Source organism: Alteromonas sp. G4i13 (assembly GCF_054960505.1).
This window is the reverse complement of record NZ_JBHNYX010000019.1, coordinates 41,977-61,566: the sequence shown is the minus strand read 5'-3', so window position 1 is coordinate 61,566 and position 19,590 is coordinate 41,977. Positions and strand designations below refer to the sequence as shown.

Annotated in this window: 19 protein-coding genes; 7 read left to right on the top strand and 12 right to left on the bottom strand. The window is 44.0% G+C overall.

Features of this window, described 5'->3' with window-relative positions:
• Positions 1-112: 112 nt before the first annotated feature.
• The 4 genes from ACFI6J_RS11235 to ACFI6J_RS11220 all read right to left on the bottom strand — a co-directional run bounded on the left by ACFI6J_RS11235 (position 113) and on the right by ACFI6J_RS11220 (position 3,793).
• Positions 113-1,489, bottom strand: coding sequence for an MBL fold metallo-hydrolase (locus ACFI6J_RS11235; RefSeq protein WP_013785790.1), 1,377 nt, complete (start codon positions 1,487-1,489; stop codon positions 113-115).
• Between the two features lie 543 nt (positions 1,490-2,032).
• Entirely contained in the window at positions 2,033-2,839 is an 807-nt protein-coding gene (locus tag ACFI6J_RS11230; protein WP_462586145.1) for an ImmA/IrrE family metallo-endopeptidase, read from the bottom strand.
• Positions 2,820-3,248 carry a hypothetical protein gene (locus tag ACFI6J_RS11225; protein WP_265607729.1) on the bottom strand — a complete coding sequence of 143 codons (429 nt, stop codon included), beginning with the start codon at positions 3,246-3,248 and terminating at the stop codon, positions 2,820-2,822. Before ACFI6J_RS11225 ends, ACFI6J_RS11230 begins: the two co-directional genes overlap by 20 nt.
• Positions 3,248-3,793, bottom strand: coding sequence for a hypothetical protein (locus ACFI6J_RS11220; protein ID WP_462586143.1), 546 nt, complete (start codon positions 3,791-3,793; stop codon positions 3,248-3,250). Before ACFI6J_RS11220 ends, ACFI6J_RS11225 begins: the two co-directional genes overlap by 1 nt.
• Positions 3,794-3,918: 125 nt before the next feature.
• Here ACFI6J_RS11220 and ACFI6J_RS11215 point away from each other — a divergent pair, with 125 nt between their 5' ends.
• From ACFI6J_RS11215 to ACFI6J_RS11195, 5 genes are read left to right on the top strand one after another with little or no spacing between them, the layout of a single operon-like run.
• The gene (locus ACFI6J_RS11215; RefSeq protein WP_462586142.1) at positions 3,919-4,284 is read left to right on the top strand and encodes a metal-dependent hydrolase; all 366 of its coding nucleotides are present in this window, start codon (positions 3,919-3,921) and stop codon (positions 4,282-4,284) included.
• Positions 4,285-4,304: 20 nt separating this feature from the next.
• A complete protein-coding gene (locus tag ACFI6J_RS11210; protein ID WP_462586140.1) occupies positions 4,305-5,342 on the top strand; it encodes a cyclic GMP-AMP synthase DncV-like nucleotidyltransferase in 1,038 nt (345 codons plus the stop codon).
• Positions 5,343-5,344: 2 nt separating this feature from the next.
• A complete protein-coding gene (locus ACFI6J_RS11205; protein ID WP_462586138.1) occupies positions 5,345-7,069 on the top strand; it encodes a ThiF family adenylyltransferase in 1,725 nt (574 codons plus the stop codon).
• Complete coding sequence (locus tag ACFI6J_RS11200) at positions 7,053-7,532, top strand: Mov34/MPN/PAD-1 family protein (protein WP_427270015.1); 480 nt, start codon at positions 7,053-7,055, stop codon at positions 7,530-7,532. The genes ACFI6J_RS11205 and ACFI6J_RS11200 overlap by 17 nt, the downstream gene beginning before the upstream one ends.
• On the top strand, positions 7,529-9,097 hold the full coding sequence (locus tag ACFI6J_RS11195; protein WP_462586135.1) for an SAVED domain-containing protein: 1,569 nt from the start codon (positions 7,529-7,531) through the stop codon (positions 9,095-9,097). The genes ACFI6J_RS11200 and ACFI6J_RS11195 overlap by 4 nt, the downstream gene beginning before the upstream one ends.
• Positions 9,098-9,426: 329 nt before the next feature.
• Here ACFI6J_RS11195 and ACFI6J_RS11190 read toward each other — a convergent pair whose 3' ends face one another.
• Positions 9,427-10,389, bottom strand: a complete 963-nt coding sequence (locus tag ACFI6J_RS11190; protein ID WP_462586133.1) for a hypothetical protein — start codon at positions 10,387-10,389, stop codon at positions 9,427-9,429.
• 442 nt (positions 10,390-10,831) lie between these two features.
• A complete protein-coding gene (locus ACFI6J_RS11185; RefSeq protein WP_230962107.1) occupies positions 10,832-11,770 on the bottom strand; it encodes a tyrosine-type recombinase/integrase in 939 nt (312 codons plus the stop codon).
• 260 nt (positions 11,771-12,030) lie between these two features.
• On the opposite strand from ACFI6J_RS11185, the gene ACFI6J_RS11180 reads away from it, so the two are divergent.
• Positions 12,031-12,888 carry a hypothetical protein gene (locus ACFI6J_RS11180; protein ID WP_061487032.1) on the top strand — a complete coding sequence of 286 codons (858 nt, stop codon included), beginning with the start codon at positions 12,031-12,033 and terminating at the stop codon, positions 12,886-12,888.
• 305 nt (positions 12,889-13,193) lie between these two features.
• Here ACFI6J_RS11180 and ACFI6J_RS11175 read toward each other — a convergent pair whose 3' ends face one another.
• Entirely contained in the window at positions 13,194-13,400 is a 207-nt protein-coding gene (locus tag ACFI6J_RS11175) for a hypothetical protein (RefSeq protein ID WP_262404710.1), read from the bottom strand.
• Positions 13,401-13,966: 566 nt separating this feature from the next.
• Positions 13,967-14,125: a hypothetical protein gene (locus tag ACFI6J_RS11170; RefSeq protein WP_156079180.1), complete on the bottom strand. Its 159-nt coding sequence runs from the start codon at positions 14,123-14,125 to the stop codon at positions 13,967-13,969.
• A 216-nt stretch (positions 14,126-14,341) separates the two neighbouring features.
• Here ACFI6J_RS11170 and ACFI6J_RS11165 point away from each other — a divergent pair, with 216 nt between their 5' ends.
• Entirely contained in the window at positions 14,342-15,508 is a 1,167-nt protein-coding gene (locus ACFI6J_RS11165; RefSeq protein WP_202285656.1) for a hypothetical protein, read from the top strand.
• 398 nt (positions 15,509-15,906) lie between these two features.
• Here the strand turns inward: ACFI6J_RS11165 and ACFI6J_RS11160 are convergent, their stop codons facing one another.
• The 4 genes from ACFI6J_RS11160 to ACFI6J_RS11145 form a co-directional block, all read right to left on the bottom strand.
• Positions 15,907-16,362: a PaaI family thioesterase gene (locus tag ACFI6J_RS11160; RefSeq protein WP_014976569.1), complete on the bottom strand. Its 456-nt coding sequence runs from the start codon at positions 16,360-16,362 to the stop codon at positions 15,907-15,909.
• A 283-nt stretch (positions 16,363-16,645) separates the two neighbouring features.
• Complete coding sequence (locus ACFI6J_RS11155; protein ID WP_014976570.1) at positions 16,646-17,653, bottom strand: zinc-dependent alcohol dehydrogenase family protein; 1,008 nt, start codon at positions 17,651-17,653, stop codon at positions 16,646-16,648.
• A gap of 22 nt (positions 17,654-17,675) precedes the next feature.
• Positions 17,676-18,683: a zinc-dependent alcohol dehydrogenase family protein gene (locus ACFI6J_RS11150; RefSeq protein ID WP_014976571.1), complete on the bottom strand. Its 1,008-nt coding sequence runs from the start codon at positions 18,681-18,683 to the stop codon at positions 17,676-17,678.
• Positions 18,684-18,757: 74 nt separating this feature from the next.
• Positions 18,758-19,516 (bottom strand): SDR family oxidoreductase, encoded by a 759-nt coding sequence (locus ACFI6J_RS11145; protein WP_014976572.1) that lies wholly within the window; start codon positions 19,514-19,516, stop codon positions 18,758-18,760.
• Positions 19,517-19,590 lie beyond the last annotated feature (74 nt).

The window sequence follows — 19,590 nt, the reverse complement described above, 5'->3', positions numbered from 1 at the left end:
GTAGTACATAGCGTTAATATTTCTTATACACACAAGCTGTCCTGACCATTCAGGCTAACACATCCGGCTTCCTTGCCGTGAGGATGCGCTCTGCGATGCAGATGTAAATCTGTTAGGCGCCTTGTTGGTAGCTCTGCCAGGCTTGCATTGAACCAATAAAAACATCCACGTTTTCAAAACCCTGTGCCAGCAGATAACTGGCTGCTACGGTGGCGCGCTTACCGCTGCCACAGGCCAGTGTATAATGGCGAGATTTATCCAGTTGGTGGCACATTTCCGGCAGATAGCCTAAGTAGATATGCTTTGCCTGGTCAAATTCGTTGTTTTCAACCTCTTCCTGTTTGCGAACATCCAGCAGTTGCCAGTTAGCACGTGGTGCTCTAATGCGCTCATCAACCTTATCTGCAGTAACGGCGTTCACATGCTGACGATGGTAAGCCTCAATGGTATCTGGCTTTGGTACCATGGTCAGATAACCACTAATCTGCTGGTAGCCCATTCGCCACAGCTGTTCGGAGCTTTCGGTTGCCTGTTGATGGGAATCTGCCACCAGTGCGATAGGTGTGGAGTAGTCCAGAAACCAACCACCATAAGCGCTGAGTAAGCCGCCCGGCAAATTAAGACTGCCGGGATAGTGACAGTCTCGAAACTGGGCATGACTTCTTACATCAATGAGCACGCCGGGACGTTCTGCGCTTTTCTGCCAGGCTGACTGAGCATCCTGTGCCAGCTTCTGGCACGCCACTGGCGGTAAAGGCGTATCCATCCCGGTAACGTTAGACTGCTCCATTTTGCTAAAGTAGGGAGCAATATAATGATTCTCTTTTAACTTACGCTCTATAAAGGCTTTTTTAGAGGTACATTGATAGCCCGGGTTTTGCCGTTTCTCAATGCCTATGGTGGTAAACTCACGTTCTGCCATGCCTGAGCCACACACCGACCCTGCGCCATGAGCCGGGTACACAATAATGTCATCACCCAGGTTGGCCAGCGTTTGTAGGCTGTCATAAAGCTGGCCAGCCATTTTTTCCATTTCCTCGGGGTAGAAGTCTGTGCGACCGACTTCACTGACAAATAAGGTATCGCCGGTAAATACGCCGATAGGCTGACCGTCCTGTTCGTTGTCGATAGCCAACACACAAATACTGTCTTTAGTATGGCCGGGCGTTGCAATAACTTCGAGTGTCCATTTGCCAATCTCAAATTTATCGCCATTACCGGCCTTGCGGGCATATTCGATAGGCTCGTCAGCGTATTTACCATGGTAAATATCAGCACCGGTCTGGTTGGCCAGCGCTACCGCGCCAGAGATAAAGTCTTCATTGCGGTGGGTTTCGATGATGGTGGTGATCCGGCATTCATGCTTTCCGGCAAGGGTGAGATAATGCTGCGTATCTAACTGAGGATCAATCACACAGGCTTCACCATCGCTGCCAATCAGGTAGGAAAGGTGCGCAATGCCCGGTGTTTTAACAGATTCTACAAACATAGGTTAGCTCCACTTTGGGGTTGTGCCGCGCACAACGTGAATGTATTCACTTCACCCTAAGCTTTCAAATGTCATGCCGAATAAAAAGTTTATATAAAACAAGTAATTACATTTTCTACCCACAAGGCTTCCCAGTAAATGAAGAAATATTCACTTAATCCTATATAAAATTTACATGCTATTGCGGGATAAGCGTGCCCGTTGCAGACGCTGTTTGAGGTATTGCAGTCTGGGAAGCAAAATCAGCAAGGCTATTGCCCAGTAAATTAACGGTTCCTGCAGGCCGGTTTTGCGAGACCAGCTAAAGTGTAACAGGGCCAGTAAAACAACCAGGTAAATGGTGTTATGCAGGGATTGCCAGCGATTGGCGCAAAGCAGAAGTAGCTGGTCAATAATCTGTTGCGTCCGCAACTTGTCTTTTGCCGACCTTCACTTTATAGGTGTCGGTTGGCCGTAATGCGCAAGTACCAATCTGTCAGGTTAAGTCGAGACTGATTCATGTTACATATTTTTGATTGCTCACATTTTTCAATTGTTAAGGAATTATTCGCCAATCTCACCTTTTTGTATAAATTGCCAGATAGGTTCATCATTCTCCCACCAGACAAGTGTTATAAAGATATCATCGTGATAGTGGAAGGCGTTCTCATGGACAACACCCAAGTCTGTTAGGTCTCGTCTACACCATACTTCCCCATCCGTTAAGCCATATCCTGACTTTTTACCGTTGTGAATCAATTCATAAGTGCGTGAATGTTCAGGTGCGAGTTGAGGTGGAAGGAATTCGTAGGGTAAAGATTCGTTTGCTTTGAACAATCGTCGTCTTCCTTTTGAATCATACATTGCGAAAAAGCCCATGTGATGCTGACTTCCGATCACGCGTCGAAGTGCGGCCATGAAACTTACATCGAACGCGCTAACTACTTCACTGAGCAAAGACTGATCGAGAGGTCTGTCTTGCAGAACAGGTTTTAGTAGATAGGTGGGTAGCAGTAGCTCTGATGCATATTCATTTGCTATTACTTCTCGCGATTTTCCAGCTCCAGACGGCGAGTCCATATCATGCTTTGAACAGAGGTTTCCGACTTTCCCTCTGTCTTTAAACCAATGTCCTAATTCATGACCGATTGAAAAACGTTGACGTTGTGGGCTGCTTTTTTCGTTTACTGTGATTGTGGCTTTGTCACCTGCACCAATGATCATGGCTTCACAGCCTGTAAGCTGTCCCTGAAGCACAGTAGCGGAACGATCAAAAGCAATAGCTTCAATGTCGATTTCTGTGGGAGAAGTTATACCATAGCGATCAATATAAAGGCTTTCGACGTGCTGCTTAATCCTTGCTATCGTCAATCTCGACTACTCCCATGTTGACTAGGTCTTCGAGTATTTTTTCAGCATCATGATCGGTGAACTCCTCGCCATCACGAAATGCCAGCGTGAGGTTTTCTGGAAGTTTTCCTTGAGCCATAAGCTTAATAAGCATTCCTTTCGCATCAGTTCCTTTCCTTACTAGCGTTTCACGGATAGTAGACTTTTTGTATAGCTCACGTTGTCTTTCAAGCCCTTGACGCGCAGCCTGCAACACACTGAGTGGAGTAGGCTTTTGATGTGATGTCAGTCTCGATACAACGCGAGCTTTCACAACGTCTAAATCAGACACATAGTGATTTAATTCTTTATTTAGCTGTTTGTCAGACATTTGTGCAATCTTATCGAGCATAATATCATCCAACAGCTCATTTGCTTCCTTGTTTACCATTACATAGACCCCTTCATCTGCGATGATGCCTTTCTTATGATTTTCCTACGCATGCTGTCATATGCAGTTTCATTCCCGTTGAAAAAGTCTTCAACAATCTGTGATTTTTTGATGCCTTGTTCTGTTGCTGCTAAAAAAGCGCTAGCATCTTCATCTTCATCTTCTTTGAAAAGTGAAGTGAGCATTGACCACCGTTGGTCTGATTTTTCCGAATAGCCATCCAGTAAACTACCCGCAATAGACTCATCGTCCAAAGGTGACGTATTTCTCATGGCCTCATCACTGCGCTTGGTAAGCATCTCGTAACTAACGCTCTTCATTATCTGATTAATCGCAGTATATACCTTCACGCCTTTCGGTAAGTGCCGTTTACCCTCTAGTATCCTAACTATCGCTTCATTTAATAAGTCCTCGCCTTCTATCGGCAAATCGTACTTATCAATGAAGTAATAAGCAGCTCTGAGGCATCTGAGCATGTCTTCCTCACTCATGCTTTGAACTTGCGATATAGCATCGTCGCTATCGAAATATTCGTATCCTTGCATCTACCACTCCATTAGGCGCAAAAAAATTATTTTCTGGACATTGTCCAGTTTTGCTCATTTTTCCGCCTTAGTTAATGAGCACATATTTTCTATGACAGGAAAGAAATTAATAAGAGGAAAAATAAATGTCCAGTGGAACTACACATATGTTCGTCGAATCAGGAGCGGCTGGTCTTGCCGCAATGGTTGATGATCACCCTCATCCAATCACTCACAGCTTACTGCTTGCGCCGCTATTAGGAAGCTTTTCCGGCAAACTCCCAGACTATATAGAGCCTGCTTTACACCCTAATCATCTACAATTTTTTCATAGCATAACATTTGCCGGTTTAATAACCGTCGGTCTTATCAAATGCTACCAATGGAAACCAGAAGAGCCATTAGAAAAATTTATTAGGGGTTTTGTTTTACTCGGTGGGGTCGGGTATCTCAGTCACTTAATCTGTGATTCAACAACACCAAAAGGTTTGCCTCTTGTTGGCAAGCTGTAACGAAGCAAGAGGTAATAATTATGTCTATTCAACGAAAATTCATCAATTTTCATAACGCAATCAAGCTGAGTCGTAAAGATGACAAATACCGGGATGCCAGAGAGAAAGATGAGAGCATTCTAGCGGCGCTAAAGGCAGCATTTAAAGAGGCGGGTTACCCAGTCATAGAAACCTTTATACAAGGTTCATTGAGGACTGCTACCACGATCAAACATCCGAAAAACGATTTTGACATCGACAGAGCACTTGTCATTGACTCTGCAAATGCTCCAGAAGACCCGGTAGAGGTGAAAAAGGTAGTATGTAGCGTTCTTGAAAAGCGCGGTTTTAAAGATGCGAAAATAAAGATGCCCTGCGTGACCGCAGATTACGCCAGCTTAAATCTTCATATTGATATTGTTGTGTATAGGAAAAGTGGCGACAACTATGAGCTGGCGGTAGGGAAGCGTAACTCAGGAGACGCTGTGAAAGAATGGTCGCCATCAGATCCCAAAGGCCTTATCGATAACATCAATGATAAGTCGTCCTACGTTTATATTGGCTCTACCGAGGATAAACTGTGCCAGTATAAACGTCTGGTTCGTTACATGAAGCGTTGGCGTGATGAAAAGTTCGAAGATTCTGTACGAAAGAAGGTTTATTCGATCGGGATCACCGTCATGTTGAAAGAACAGTTTAAGCCTGTACTTAACGAAGAAGGGAAGCCAGACGACCTTCAGGCACTTCGAGACACAGTGGCCGCTATCCTGACTGGGGGGTATTTTAAACCGCAGGTTGATGGAAATTACCGGGTTAAAGTAGATCTGCCTGTCACGCCTTCTAGAGATATCTTTGACGGCAGTAGTGCGGCGACTGGAACCCAATTTTGGAATAAGTTGAATACGGTGTTGCGGAAATTGGATAAAGCGCTGGCGGAAGAATCGCTGAAAAAGCAATGTGATATTTTACGTGAACTGTTTGGTGACGATTTTGAGACTGCTGAAGACGCCAACAGAAACGAAGGTGCAAAAGTTGCTTTTAGCACTGCTGGATCAGTTGGTACGTCGCAGGGAGCGTGATTTTGAAAAATCAGATCTCTCAGTATCTTTCAGAATATGGGTTTGACTGTGAACCGGGCGATTTCTTCGGTCAAGGAGTCGTCAAGGTGTCAACTACCATTTCCGGCTATGCAGCGGAGTTGATGCTTAGAATAGAAGACCGGTTTCTCTCGTTGCCAGAGTTTCTCTTATTAGAACCCTCTAAGTATGGCAAGCTTGCTCACGTTAACATTGAGCGTATTGACGATGTTGAAGTGGGATTGGTTTGTGTAAATGCGCCTGATGCCGTATCTGTTAATTTTGATCAACCTCTGTTGTTAGTCAGAGATTCACTTAAGCGACACATATCCTTGCTGGAATCGGTAATGTCGGATCCTGACTGGAATGACAGAGAGCTTCTGAGAGAGTTTTACAGCAATTGGCTCTTTCTCTGCAAGAGCGGACAGAAGCCGTTGTTGATCAATTTTAGCCAGCCCATTTTGCAACGTGTGGATGTTTATGAGCCAATCGAAAAGGCGAAATATGGTCTGCATAGCTACTATGTTGCACATCCTTCTGATTCAGAGATTTCTAAGCTTAGTGAAATGCACTTTTCGATTAAGGAACGTGATAGGAAAGTAGCCGGTAAAGCGGTAGTTATTCCACTTGACCAATTGATACCAGCGCCAAACTCAAATGAGTCTGTTGAAGATTGGTACCTCAAAACAATTAATAGGTTGCCAGATGAAAGACTGAATCAGTTGCGTGATCAATTAGGCCAGTGGAGAGATAAGCACTACTGGATCGTCTTCACTGCAATTACCGTCGATAACAACCGAACATGGTTCGCGTTAAAGCTCGACAATGACAACAAAAAAGCATTGCCCTTATCATCAAATAAAATTGATGGGTGGCGTCTGACTCCTATCAGTGTGCGTGTGTTTAATCAGGAAAATGTGGTGCAACGTGGAGGCGGCTCTACCTCTCTAGCAGACAAGAAGGTTGCTGTTGTTGGTGTCGGGTCGGTAGGAAGCGAAGTCGGGCATAAATTAGCCGCAGCAGGTGTCAGGCATTTGCACTTCATAGATCCTGATTTTTACCAGATTGATAATCTCCATCGCCACATGCTTCCTCAAGCATACATTGATCTGCCGAAGTCGATGGGAATGGTTTATCAGTGTCATGCACAGTTTCCTTGGTCTGATGCTCATTATTCTTGTGAAAGCTTACTGACATTCGTCGAAAAATATCCTTGTGACTTCTTTGACCTCATTGTTATTGCCATCGGTAATCCTTCTCTCGAGCGCTTCTTCAAGCAGCATTTGTTAGATAATAATATCGATGTAACGACGCTGAATTGCTGGCTAGAGGGTTTTGGGGTAGGCGGTCACGCCGTACTTGATATCAGCGGCACGGACGGATGTTTGTTATGTGCGTATGTCGATCATACTGATGGTTGTCGCGGATTACATTCAAATTTGAATTTCATTGAAGCCAATCAGGATGTGATGAAAAGCATAGCTGGATGTGGGAACCAGTTTATCAGTTACGGCGCTGCCAGCTCCGCGCAAACAGCTGTCATGGCGAGTAGTCTCGCGATCCGGTATTTGGAAGGCAAACAAGCTGATTCTTGTAGAGTCAGTTGGAAAGGGGATGACGATGATGCACAAGCTGAAAACATCAAACTCACTCACCGGTACTACCAATTCAAAGAGTCATTAAAAAGACTCCCGCTGCTCGATGAGGATTGTGATGTATGTAGCCGTTGAATGTATAAGCGAATCTAAGAAGCACATCGTTTGCGTAAGCAGGGCGGTATTAGATACATGGCGGACGTTAAAACAAGATAAAAAGCAAAGCACTGAAGCCTTTGGTGTGCTGATAGGCGGGCAAAATCAAAGTGCTTCTCAATTTTGGATTGAGGACTGTACCCAACCATTAGCCAAAGATGACTCGACACGCACCTCTTTTGTTATGCAAGACCCGCGTCATCAGCAGTCTGTTGATAAACATTTCGAAGAATCCAAAGGAACTTCGGGCTATCTTGGGACATGGCACTCCCATCCAGAGCAAATTCCTAGCCCTTCGCATGTTGACCTGAAGGACTGGCATTCATGTTGTGCACGCAATTCAGATAGAAATCTTATCTTTGTGATCGTTGGCATTAGTCATTTCTGCATTTATCACCGCACAGGAACAGAATTTAAACGCATATACAAGGACCTATTATGAGTACTGAGACCGTAGTTATTCATCAAGCACAACACGATCCGATAGGATCACTTGAGAAATTAGGCGAGTTCATAAACGCTATTGGTACGCTACCCAAATGGAGCGAGGGTGGCGTGCTGACCGATAAATCGGCACAAAACCAGCTGATAGTTTTATTGAGTGAGACCCTAAATGTCAGTGTGCGGCTGAATCTCGTTTTTGGTGAAATTGAAGCCGCTTTTAATAAACTTGGCATAGCAGACGAAGTCCACGTGCGTCATATGCAAGGCAAGCATCTTGAGAGAAAACATCTTGCTTCGATGGAGTCTGTGATTGCCATCTGGAATGAGTCTCAGGCCCAGTCTATGGACATCAAAATAAAGGACCTTCCTGATTTTCTGCGGGCTATTTGGGAAAAGAGGCAAACAAAAGGTAGAGGTAAATCCTTTAGTAAAGGAACGCTTGAGCAACTTGCGCGAGATAGCCACGGATATTGTATGTTCGAGGGGTGTGGAGAAAATCTCAATGTAGAGAAGCTCACTGGGTATACCGGAAACTTTGCATACAATGCCCACATTATTGCCTCTTCAGAGTCAGGGCCTCGAGGCGTTCCGTACTTGTCTGACTACCAATCTGATGATCCAGAGAATGTTTTAGTTTTGTGTGACAAGCATCATCGACTCATAGATAAGGTTGCCGCTGTCGATTTTGATGCAGCTCGCTTATCCCATATGCGCTCAAGCTTCACTCACACAGTGGAATCTCTCTTAGAAGGACTTAGCTTTCAGCCAATCCCTGCTTTCTCTGTTTTATGGCCTGTAGGGGGACATATCGTTTCAGAGCCTGATGATCGCGATATCGCTAATAGTATGTCTAGAATTAGAGCACGATCATTAGGGAGGTTAAATCGACTCAGCCATAATGAGCGCCTTTACAGAAAAAAGGTTGAGGTGTTTGAAAGTAGTATGGCCGACATCGTCAGAGCAGAGGCTGACGAAATCATTCAGCAGACGCAGAACGAGTCATACAAAGCAGCTTTGTTCGCATTTGGCCCTATGCCCGCCTTGGTCGGATTAGGCGCATGCTTGGGTAATAAGTGTGAGATTACTCCAATGTTAAGGTTTCGAGACGGTGGATATTGGATGTGGCCACAAGATTCAGAAGTGCCTAAACCCTATAACATTGCTTTTGACGAGGTCGAACTTGAAGGTAAAGACGAAGTCACTGTGTGTATCGCGATGACGCAATACCCGGAGGCCATGAAACGGACTGCGGAAAAGATCGGGATGCCAACTATTGAAATACAAGCGCTAGCATATGGGAACGCTGCTATTCCTCATCCTGACAACGGGAAACAACTTCGGAACGATTTACACGCTTTACTGCTAAAGCTTTACGATCAATTTTCTATCAGGAAAGTAAATTTACTTATCTGTGCATCCAATGCAGTTAGTGTGTTCGTTGGCCAAGCTTTCGATCTTTACCAGCCATATCTGCTTGTCTATGACTTCGATAGCGAGGTTATGAAGCCTTGTTTGCAAATCCACTATCAGGAACGAAAACTGTCCTTAACTTTACCAAACTAAACCCAACCGAGCTCTCACGAAGACGATTTAAATATTTGTAAATTCTAAAGCTTAGGTGAGCTAATTACGATGTAGATTATGTATTTAAGCAAATTGAATAAAACCAGAGAGCCTGCTGCATACGGAGAGCAGTACGTTTAAGTGGATATTACTTAAATGGCCGTTGTGCGCCATTTGCTGCCTACCAACTCAGCTCGCCCAGTATAATCGCGTTAGATAAAAAATGAACGCAACCGCTCACAAAAAATAACGATGAAATTAACGCTATCGATCTCCTTGCTCCTCAAGACTGATGCCATGAATTGTAGTACAGATTTTATTAGCCATGTTCACAACCCTGAAGTAGACAACAATTTATTTAATCGGACATTTTCCCGTTGGAGCTCTGTATTGACGGCCTCTAAGCTGTCTACTTTTTTTGACAATGACGCGATTTCTTCGTCTTTATTCACTTCAATGTCTATCCCTAAAAGCTCACTCATCGGGTTAGGCACACTTCGAAATTGAAGAGCTTTCTCGCGCGTTTTTTTAAGCTCTTTGTTGAGCGCCATGATCTGAGTCTTCTTTGCTGCTTTGAGTTCGATAAGCTCTTCACTTAACGCAGACACTTGTTCACACGCAGCAGCGATGCTCGCTTTAAAACGACTGATGTAACCGTCACGGGTTTTTTTAGCTACTTTGAAGTAGCGTTGCCTGTCTTTATTATGCGCCCGCTTCGTAACGCCGGAGATTGACGATAAAAGCGCGTAATCATTTAGAATTAACTGAATTATGCTGTTCACCGGGGCAATGGCTTTTACGACTTCTTCTTGTATATGTTTCTCCAGAACACTGAGTTCAGAGAAGGAAGCATCTGAGCCCCGACCTGATTGCTTGTCATAGCGCGCCAATTCTCGCGCAATGAGGTCAAAGAATTTAACAAAGATATCGCGATAGCCAATGTCTGAGGCTTTTTTCCCCAATAAGCGAGGACATATCGATGAGAAATGGCGATATTGAAGCTCAATGTCTAGCAACAGCATGGCCACCACTGCCACTTTTACATCGGAGGTAACGGCATAGCTATTTAAGTGGTTTGACGCCATCTCAACACACACCGTAGCCCTATGCAAAGAAGGCGCATCAATCGGTTTTAACTGGCCATCAAGCTGCAGTTGTTCGTAAAGCCTGGCTTCAATGTCAGCGAATTCTGATTTCAGTGAATCAATTTCGACGATAACATGTTCGAGGGTCACCCCATGAAGTGCAACGTCATCGTCATTGTCTAGCGCCTGATTCGGTTTAGCATTCATTGTCGGTCTCACAGAGTTAGTTAATGACGATTGTATAAATGACTGAAAGCGAAATATGAACACAGCCCGTAAATTACTAATAGGTTTGTGTTTTTCACTGTTGTAAAGAAAACACTAGTTTTACCTTCGTAAATGATTTTTTTATACCCGTCAGTACGTTACAAACATCTTTGTATACCCTTGCTTAATAACGTGAACACCGATTGAACAAGTGTTTTGTAAGATTAACGAATATAAAATATAAACCTCTGTCAGCACTGGTTTTTTCGTGAAAAAACAGATTTTTTTCTATTTTTCCTTAAGGGGAATTTTACTAGCGCTATCATGCATTAATAACCAAATTAGCACGATTTTGAAACAGCGCAATAACCGCGCTTGAAAGCGCAGCCGTTTGTGTCACCAGTGAGTTGTTAGGACAGCATTTTTCAATCAGTCTGTTGTCTTATCGTACATTGGCCATCCCAGTCTTTGTGACATCAAACTCTTCACCGTAATGCATCGGCATAGCTGAACTTGTCCACCCGCCGGCCTTTTGAATTTGATCTAATGAGATACCTCGTTCAAACATGGTTACCACCCCACCGACCCGGGTACTATGGCAGCTTGGTTTGAATTCTAAATTGAGTGTTGCCGCTAAATTCTTATATCTGGCCAAGAGTGCATGGTATTGCATCGCGTTATCTTGTACCGTTTGCTTGGGTGATAATTTTCTCAATAAGGGGCCATCCGCAATGCCCGTTCTTGTGAGCCATTTGTCGATAAGATTGATAGTGGTTGTTGAGATATAGCCGTACTGGCCTTTACCTGATTTATCGGTCTTGGAGCGAGGCGCAAAGATCCGTTGTTTAGCAAAATCGATGTGATGGATCTCAATAGCTAACAAATTGGATGCTCGGAATATCGTGTCTATCGCCGTATTAAAGATGACGGCGTCACGTAACCCAATCAGCGGATCCGTATCGAGTTTTGCATTGATGGCGTCAATAATTTCAAGGCGCATAGGCGCGGCTTGAGACTGACGACTGGGCTTTTGATTTATCTTATGGTTGGTGTATTCGGCAAAGAGTTTTGACTGTTTCCACGGGTCCGGCAATTCGCTTACACCAATGAAATAGCGCACTGACGCAATTTTTCGACGTATTGAATGATGCTTCAGTTTGGTCGACATCAAGTAGTCCAGATAGGCACGACATGTTGTTTTAGTCACATTGACATCACTGGCCATCGCCGGTAATGCATTATCTTTGCAAAACCCTAGGTACTGATTAAAGTCATACTGATAAGCGCGTTTCGTATTTTCTGACTTCAATTCCCATACATCGTCCTTTAACTCACGTAAGTTTCCAATTACGCGATCTCGATCTGATTCAGCGATCGCCATCGGTACATTTTCTACATGAATTAACATTGCGCTCATAAATAGGTGCTTTTTTATAATTTAAGATAATTCGACTTATATTGAATAATAGAGCAGAGGAGAGGGCAGATCAAGAAATCTCTTTTGCGTTACTAGTAACGCTTTATTTATATCTTATTCTTAGTACAACGATACGTAATACAAATAGCGTTACTAGTAACGCTTTCATTCTTTTTTGTTTTTAAGGTAATATGAGAGACAAGAAGAAGAAGAAGGGGTGAACAATGTCTGACCAAAGCCTTTGGCAACAATTTCTACATGCGCAATTAAACACGTTCTTATCAACCTTACAGGAAAAGGATAAGGTTACCAACGTAAATATAGACAAGCTCGAGCGTGATGTTTTAGCGTTAGGAAAAAGCATGGGCTTCATCGCGTTGAGAAAACATATTAAGCCTCAAAAGCTAGGTGAATTTGAACAATCTTTCACCTTGTTCAAAGCACAAAAAGAGCAAGAGTTGTGGTCTGACTATCTAGCTAATCACCTATTAAAATTTTTATCTTCCATCCCCGAATCAACGTATCTGAAAGACAAAGAAGCCCTAGTAAATGCTGACAGTGTAACAATAAAAGAATGGCAAACACTGGCCCCAAAAGCCCTATATTCGGCTATGCGAGCGTGGTTACCCCAGGCCTCAATTAAGCAATTTCAAAATCGCTATCGGGCTTATAAGCACCGCGGTATCAAACGCACTGACACCATAGATGTGAGCCCCCAAACCAAAGCAAACATTGATATGGCAAAAGCTGAATTGCATGCCAGTAACTATGATGAGGTATTTGAACTCCTATTCTCAAAGCATTACAACGTCAGTGCCGACAGTGAAGTTAGAGCGGTAAAAGAACAGATTTCCAATGCATTACCTGCCTCCAAAAACCTGTTTTTGGAAGAATTCATGCTTAGATTAAACCCAAATGACAGAAATAGAGTCAAGTTACTCATCGAGAATGCTTTCAATGAAGGCTGGGATAGGGCAAAGGCATGTAGAAAGCGAAAAGGGGACCCACGCGCAGAAGCGTTAGTAGATTGCAGTATTTTCACAACTGCTGCGAACTTCTCGACTGATGAAAGTAGTGACTAAGACACCTTGGAAAATGGCCGGTATTGTAAGCCAGGTTTAACGAAGCTAAAGAAAAGGCGATACGTTTCGATTAGACCGAACCTTTTATTATTATGGAGAATGGAAGTTGTGCACCAGTAACAAAGAGTGTTACAAGGCGGGGAATCGCCCCAGCGAATACCAGGGCATAGAAAACAAACCATGATTTGTTGAGCCTTCACTCCTTACACATGGCCTTATCAATGTGTGATGAGGTGACAACGTCATTAAGCGGGTGAGCATTGCGAGCAGCTTACGGGTAAGTATCAACGTTTGTTTCCGATAATTTATTCCAGCGAATTCCCATCCCACTCATGGTTAGGATCGGGCAGAAAAGTCAATCCCATACCATCAGCATCACTAGCGCTAAGCAACCACCCTCCAGGTACCTTAGTTCGATATGTGTGCCTAAGGACACCCGAAGTACCTTCGTTTTTAAGTGGTTCCCAATAAAGTTTAGGTGAAGCTTTGGACCCACTTGTGAAAAGTCCCATTATTTCTCCTTATTTGATAATTCTGTGTAGCAGTTTTATTGAGGAATGTGCTTATAGGTAGCAAAGAACCAACACAGATTATTGCTTAGCGTGATAAAGCGGAGAGGAGCAGCTGTTGCAACTAACACGACGGCGGCTATCTGTTGCATTATGTGCACCTAAATTTCGAAGGGATTTTGAACCACAAAAAGCGCAAGCTATCCCATTTTTTGTCTTCGCTGTAGGGTTCTTGGCTAAATATTCCTGCAAATTAAGAGGGAATTTACGTTTCCAGCCAACAAAGTTATACCAAGCCACGAAAGCAATTACGGATGTTATTGCTAAGATGTACATTGATTGATAAAACATTAAGTATTAAGTCCCTTTAGTACAATTGAGTTCTAATAAATACTATCAACGCTATTAAATCAGTCAAGAAAAATATAAGCAAAATCTTTCATAAGTCATTGTTAAAGAGTATGTTTTATAGGCAACTCGAAACTGACAATGCGAGCTGTAAGGGTTGAATACATTGGAACGTAAATAAAATAAAAAGCATATTGTCATTGCATAACGTTGATAAAACTCTAATCGATTATGGGCTCTAATTGGTATTCATAGCCTTTGAAACAATCACCCTCATCAGTAATTAATGTTACAAAGCCACTATCTTCGTTGTAGTGCGTAACAATGCCTTCAACGTAATCAAGTGCGTTTATAGGGGCAAAAAAGCGTTGACCAATCATTGCAGGAACTTACGGTAACCAAATGTATACTGGATAACGTATTATTATTTGATGTGGATGAGCGATTGTTTAAGCCGAAACCTCTAATTATGAATGTAACTAATTAGGAGAGATTTACAGAGCCAACACAACAGCGGGCGTTAAAACTCACTAATTGTACAAAAAATCCACAATAAGTTACCCTGTCACCTGAGTAAATCTTGAAAAGGACATCAGATGAACAGACTCTTTTTATTTTTTGTGGTAACGCTCACATTTCCCCTTTTTTGCGCAGCAGGTGTAAATGAGGATACCCTCGCACTCTACTCAAAATGCAAAGGGGGAAGGGATAACCTGGATGGCTACTGTAAATGTATTGCGGTGAGAACTGCGGAAGTCGCCACCCCAGAACAACTGAAGCATTTTTCTGAACATCCGACTGAAATCAGGAAAATACTCAACGAAGATGAAATCTCAATCTCCATCCCGTTTGAACAGGCCGGAGTCATCAACGATCACACCAATTTATTTTGTGTTGGTATGCCCACATCAGCTGAACAATATTGGAGAAACTACAAGTTAAAACCCAAGTCTGCCTTAGAGGAGGGCATCGAGGAGCAAGGGCGACAGTTAAATGCACTACTAATACAGGCGATGTCTCAAAATGACAGGGCTTGCTATACCACAACAATATTAGGGGGAAGTTGCAAGGACATGTGTAAAAATGAAAACACGTGCCCTGGAGGCCCTAAGTATGCACTTTTGAGGGGGCTCGCCTTAGCTTGTAAACAGGATCCTAGTAAGAAAGCTTGCCCACAAGCGGCCACAGCACTTCAAATTGAAGATTGGCGCACGCTTTCTCAATTAATTAACAGTGTACCCAGACAACTTATTGAGGACATATCCAAAGGTAAACGCAGAAAATACACGCCTCAGGAAGTTTATCAGGTCATTCAGGCAAGTAACTACCTGATAAGCTCATGCAAGTCCATTAGCGGTGACGCATTAGATAACGCGCAAGCAGTACTTAAGGTACAACACGACAAACTATTCAAAAACTTTGAAATTTCACAAATTTTATTAAAAGTCGTTGAAGGGAATGGTACCAACTGGGCCAAAGCGCAAGCCTGTGACGCGAAAATCACATTGCCATTTTTGTTTGGGATGACCGAAGCTCTCGATGAAAAGCTTACCGAAAGCGTCTTTTTCTCTACGTGTCTAGCAAATAGTAAATCCATGGCGCACTGCCAATGCTGGTACGATGTTTATACACAAACTGACAAACAGGCAAAGAGCCGGGCGTACCCTTTAAACTTGATGGATCCGCAACGCCCCGCCTCTAGAGCAAGACGTAATACCCTAACCCAAGGTCAGAGGTTTGCAGCCATGAGTTGCCCTGAATAATGCTACCTAATCAGCTGCATTTTCCTTGTAAGCGCCTAATTAGATATGAAGCGATTAAGGGGCGCTGACAGGGTAACATAATTTGTAGCACCATAATTTGTAGTAGCTCATATCTGATCTCACAGTTTCGATGAGTCGGTTTTGACTCCATCTGACAGGCAGCTATGAGCGTGAAGCGGACCTTGACGGTTACTAACGCGCTTGTCCGTTGTAGACATGGGGCGAACGTTCTACGCCCAAAGCAGCGACAGCGTTAGCTGTCCGACTGACTCTATTTGTTAGCCTCGAATTGCTCCAATGCCTCCGCTTCAGGCCTGAAGTAGGCGTTTATATAAGATTACAATTGATAACCACTTAATCTTCCCCTCAAATAACTGCCTTTTTTCTTTTAAACGAAGTCAAGCTTTCAGAGAGTTAATTGTTTTAATATTTTCACTTCGTTCCGATGTATAGGGCGGTATAGAGTATGTACCCACAGCATGTGCTACCAAATCACTCACCCCCTCAGAGTACAGAGAAACCTCCCCAACCACGAGAGTACGGCCGACTTTTATCAGAGAACATTCCGCAATGATTCGCTCATTTGCCGATGGCTTACGTAAGAAGTTGATGTTAAGGCTAGTTGTTACTGCCAATGGCACGATGCCAATTTTACCAAGTATCGCCACATAAAGTGCCACATCAGCCACACTCATTAAGACAGGCCCCGAAACCGTTCCGCCAGGACGTAATTCATCCTGACCCACATGATGCGATACAGTCGCTCCACCGTTGCTCACTGCTTCCACAACGCATTTGCTTTGTGGAAACTCCGATTTCATGAAAGCGATAACTTCTTCTTTTGTAGCTGTCATTGAGACTCCTCAAATATTTATTCACGTTTATAGGCACCTGGTGAAGCGTTGCTCCAAGACTTCTATACCCCATTGTAAGCCTAGTTTCTCTTCCACCAATGCAAAGCCCTGACTTTCATACAGAAGCTAGAATTTTATCGCCCCGTTTGATCGTCCAAATCTCATTGCTTGGGTTATATAGCCTTCCAATAAATTCCGCCATGCTACTCGCCACTGAACACGCAAATTCCCGACCAAAATCAGCCACTGACTGAGTTGAGAGACAAGTGGAAGCCACGAACTGCTAATCAAGTTCGACCACTATTTTACCAATCTGCTGATTTGACTCCAGATAGTGATGCGCTGCTACTATCTCTTCAAATTTAAAGCTTCGATCAATGACAGGCTTGAGTGTTCCCTCGGATAAACCCGAGAGGATAAATTGCTTTGCTCTGCGAAAACGCTCGATGTCTTTTATAACTTCAGTAAACACATACCCCCTAACTGTCAGACTTTTACGAAGTGCTATTTTTAAGGGAAGAGGAGTTACTTCGGGACTTAATGCTCCGTGCACTATTATTGTTCCTTCAGGGCTTATTGCTTCAGCAATTTCAGCTATCTGCGGCCCACCGACAGCATCAAATGCGATTTTTAAATTGTTTGCTCCCAAGATGCTTCTCAAGCTATCCAGTAGCGGTTCTTCTTGGGTTGCAATCACATGGGCCGCGCCAGCCTTGAGCACAGCAGCCTTTTTAGCTCCTGTTAGAGTTGTAGCGATAGCGGTACCCCCCAGAGAATTCACAATTTGAATCGCAGCCAATCCAACACTGCTCGATGCGGCGGTTATCAGTACTGCATCGCCTTTTTGCACGTTAGCAATTTCGACCAAAGCGCCATAAGGTGTCAGGTACTGCATCCAAGCAGCTGCGCCTTCGGCAAAGGTTAGCCCTGCTGGTTTGAGTGCCACATATTCATTTGGTACGACAACCTCTTCTGCGTAGCAGCCGTTCTGAGAAAGCCCCATCTGAGGGACAATACAAACCTCGTCCCCAAGGCGTAAATGATTTACCTCTTCCCCGACTTCAATGACTATCCCGGATGCTTCATAGCCGATTCGCGAAGGGAAGTCAGCCTTTTCTATATAGCTGCCTCGCCTAAACATGGCATCAGCACGATTGAGCCCAACAGCTTTGACCGCAATACGTACATCAGTGGCCTGCAAACTTGGACTCGCCAGCGAGTCAATAGTTAATACCTCGGGGCCACCTAATTCATGGAAACGAACAGTTCGAATTAGTTTTCTTGGGCTCATATGCATCCTCCACAATATCTTTTTAAGCAATTACATCAATAACGACTTTACCCATGGACCCCAACTCTACAGCATTATGTGCATCCATTGCCGTGTCAAGGGAGAAGCGTAACGGATCGAGTAGTGGCTTAATTTGTCCAGCTTCAACGAGAGCCGTAATTTGCCGCAGAATGTCACCATGATGTTTGCGCCCCTCTCCGCTGAGCTGTGGGTGTAATACAAAAATCGCTGATAATGTTGCAGAGCGCAATGACGACGGTGCCAGGTTATGTGAGCCGAATGCAGCACAGCTTAAAATATGTCCATAATGTGCAATGATACCTAATGAGGCATCGAGTACAGAGCCACCGACAGTGTCGTAAATGATATCGAATCCTTTGCCTTGGGTGTATGCGTCCACGTACTCAGCAGGGCTTGCAGTGTGATAATCAATTGGCGTGGCACCAAGCGCCTTGAGCCGTTGTTGTTTTCCAGTCGATGCAGTGGCATAAACGTCGGCTCCTAAGGCCTTAGCAATTTGCACAGCTACATGTCCAACTCCGCCAGCTCCACCTTGGATAAGAACTTTCTGGCCCGCTTTAACATTCGCCTTGTCAACCAAACCTTCCCAAGCGGTAAGTGCAACCAGAGGTAAAGCCGCAGCTTCACGCATGGACAAATTTTTCGGTTTGAGAGCAAGTAACTCAGCATCTACGTTGGCATATTCAGCCAATGTTCCTTGCAATCCTCGCACTCCGCCAGTCAGACCATAAACGGCATCGCCTACTGCAAAGTCGGCGACGCCGTCGCCGATAGCAACAATTTCTCCAGCTAAATCGGTGCCAAGTACTGCGGGTAATTCCGGCATGGCATAAGGAGCGATACCTTGGCGGATCTTGTAATCAATAGGATTGACTCCACTTGCAAATATTTTTACTTGCACCTGACCTGCTGATGGAGAGGGTAAGTTAATCAGGGCATCCCGGAATACTGTACCCTCTTCATAGCTATCTAATGCCAAAGCACGCATTTGTCTTTTTAACGCTGTCATCAATAACCTCACAAACTGAATATTCAGCGGGTGGTTAAATCACCCGCTGGTTAATAGGTTTTTTATTAAACGAATTAAAACTCTTGAACAGTTGGGCGCAGAACAATCTCGTTGATATCCACATCCGCAGGCTGCTCAATTGCGTATGCGATAGCACGAGCAACAGATTCAGATGGAATTTCATTTTGCTGATAAAAATCTTTTACAAAGGCTGCCCCCTGAGTATCTGAACTTCCATGTTTTAATTCAGATTCGACTGCACCTGGTGAAATGATTGTTGAACGAATGTTACCTCCAACTTCATGGCGCAAGCCTTCGGCAATAGCGCGAACAGCGAATTTGGTTCCGCTATAAACCGTGCCGCCGGGACTGAATACTTTGATACCCGCTACGGACGAAATATTGATAAAGTGGCCTGTTCCCTGAGCCTGAAAGATCGGAAGCGCTGCGGCTACTCCATACAGCAGACCTTTAACGTTGATGTCAATCATGCGATCCCATTCGTCAACTCGAGTCTCAGCTAACGGTGCAATCGCCATTAACCCTGCATTATTGATAACCACATCAATTTTACCGAAGCGCTCTTGTGCAAGATTTACAAGGGCCTTCACTTCGTCCTGGCTAGTCACATCTGTCGCTTGAACCGCAACTTTTCCACCCGCTGTGCGTATGTCAGCAGCAATAGCTTCAAGCTTGTCGATGCGTCGGGCACCCAAAACAACAGATGCGCCAAGGCTGGCTAAATGTCTTGCCGTGGTCTCGCCTAAACCGCTGCTACCACCAGTGATAACAACGACCTTACCGTTGATGTTGTTTGCTAAAACACTGCTCATAGTTAATATCCTCAAATCAGTTGAATAAATGACTCTGTCTAAATAACGAGCAAATTATCCCTTACCGTCAAAAA

Excerpts from the sequence above, each read along its gene's own strand:
- ACFI6J_RS11235 (WP_013785790.1), bottom strand. The coding sequence starts at position 1,489 with ATGTTTGTAGAATCTGTTAAAACACCGGGCATTGCGCACCTTTCCTAC.
- ACFI6J_RS11225 (WP_265607729.1), bottom strand. The coding sequence starts at position 3,248 with ATGGTAAACAAGGAAGCAAATGAGCTGTTGGATGATATTATGCTCGAT.
- ACFI6J_RS11220 (WP_462586143.1), bottom strand. The coding sequence starts at position 3,793 with ATGCAAGGATACGAATATTTCGATAGCGACGATGCTATATCGCAAGTT.
- ACFI6J_RS11215 (WP_462586142.1), top strand. The coding sequence starts at position 3,919 with ATGTCCAGTGGAACTACACATATGTTCGTCGAATCAGGAGCGGCTGGT.
- ACFI6J_RS11210 (WP_462586140.1), top strand. The coding sequence starts at position 4,305 with ATGTCTATTCAACGAAAATTCATCAATTTTCATAACGCAATCAAGCTG.
- ACFI6J_RS11200 (WP_427270015.1), top strand. The coding sequence starts at position 7,053 with ATGTATGTAGCCGTTGAATGTATAAGCGAATCTAAGAAGCACATCGTT.
- ACFI6J_RS11195 (WP_462586135.1), top strand. The coding sequence starts at position 7,529 with ATGAGTACTGAGACCGTAGTTATTCATCAAGCACAACACGATCCGATA.
- ACFI6J_RS11190 (WP_462586133.1), bottom strand. The coding sequence starts at position 10,389 with ATGAATGCTAAACCGAATCAGGCGCTAGACAATGACGATGACGTTGCA.
- ACFI6J_RS11185 (WP_230962107.1), bottom strand. The coding sequence starts at position 11,770 with ATGGCGATCGCTGAATCAGATCGAGATCGCGTAATTGGAAACTTACGT.
- ACFI6J_RS11180 (WP_061487032.1), top strand. The coding sequence starts at position 12,031 with ATGTCTGACCAAAGCCTTTGGCAACAATTTCTACATGCGCAATTAAAC.
- ACFI6J_RS11175 (WP_262404710.1), bottom strand. The coding sequence starts at position 13,400 with ATGGGACTTTTCACAAGTGGGTCCAAAGCTTCACCTAAACTTTATTGG.
- ACFI6J_RS11170 (WP_156079180.1), bottom strand. The coding sequence starts at position 14,125 with ATGATTGGTCAACGCTTTTTTGCCCCTATAAACGCACTTGATTACGTT.
- ACFI6J_RS11165 (WP_202285656.1), top strand. The coding sequence starts at position 14,342 with ATGAACAGACTCTTTTTATTTTTTGTGGTAACGCTCACATTTCCCCTT.
- ACFI6J_RS11160 (WP_014976569.1), bottom strand. The coding sequence starts at position 16,362 with ATGACAGCTACAAAAGAAGAAGTTATCGCTTTCATGAAATCGGAGTTT.
- ACFI6J_RS11155 (WP_014976570.1), bottom strand. The coding sequence starts at position 17,653 with ATGAGCCCAAGAAAACTAATTCGAACTGTTCGTTTCCATGAATTAGGT.
- ACFI6J_RS11150 (WP_014976571.1), bottom strand. The coding sequence starts at position 18,683 with ATGACAGCGTTAAAAAGACAAATGCGTGCTTTGGCATTAGATAGCTAT.
- ACFI6J_RS11145 (WP_014976572.1), bottom strand. The coding sequence starts at position 19,516 with ATGAGCAGTGTTTTAGCAAACAACATCAACGGTAAGGTCGTTGTTATC.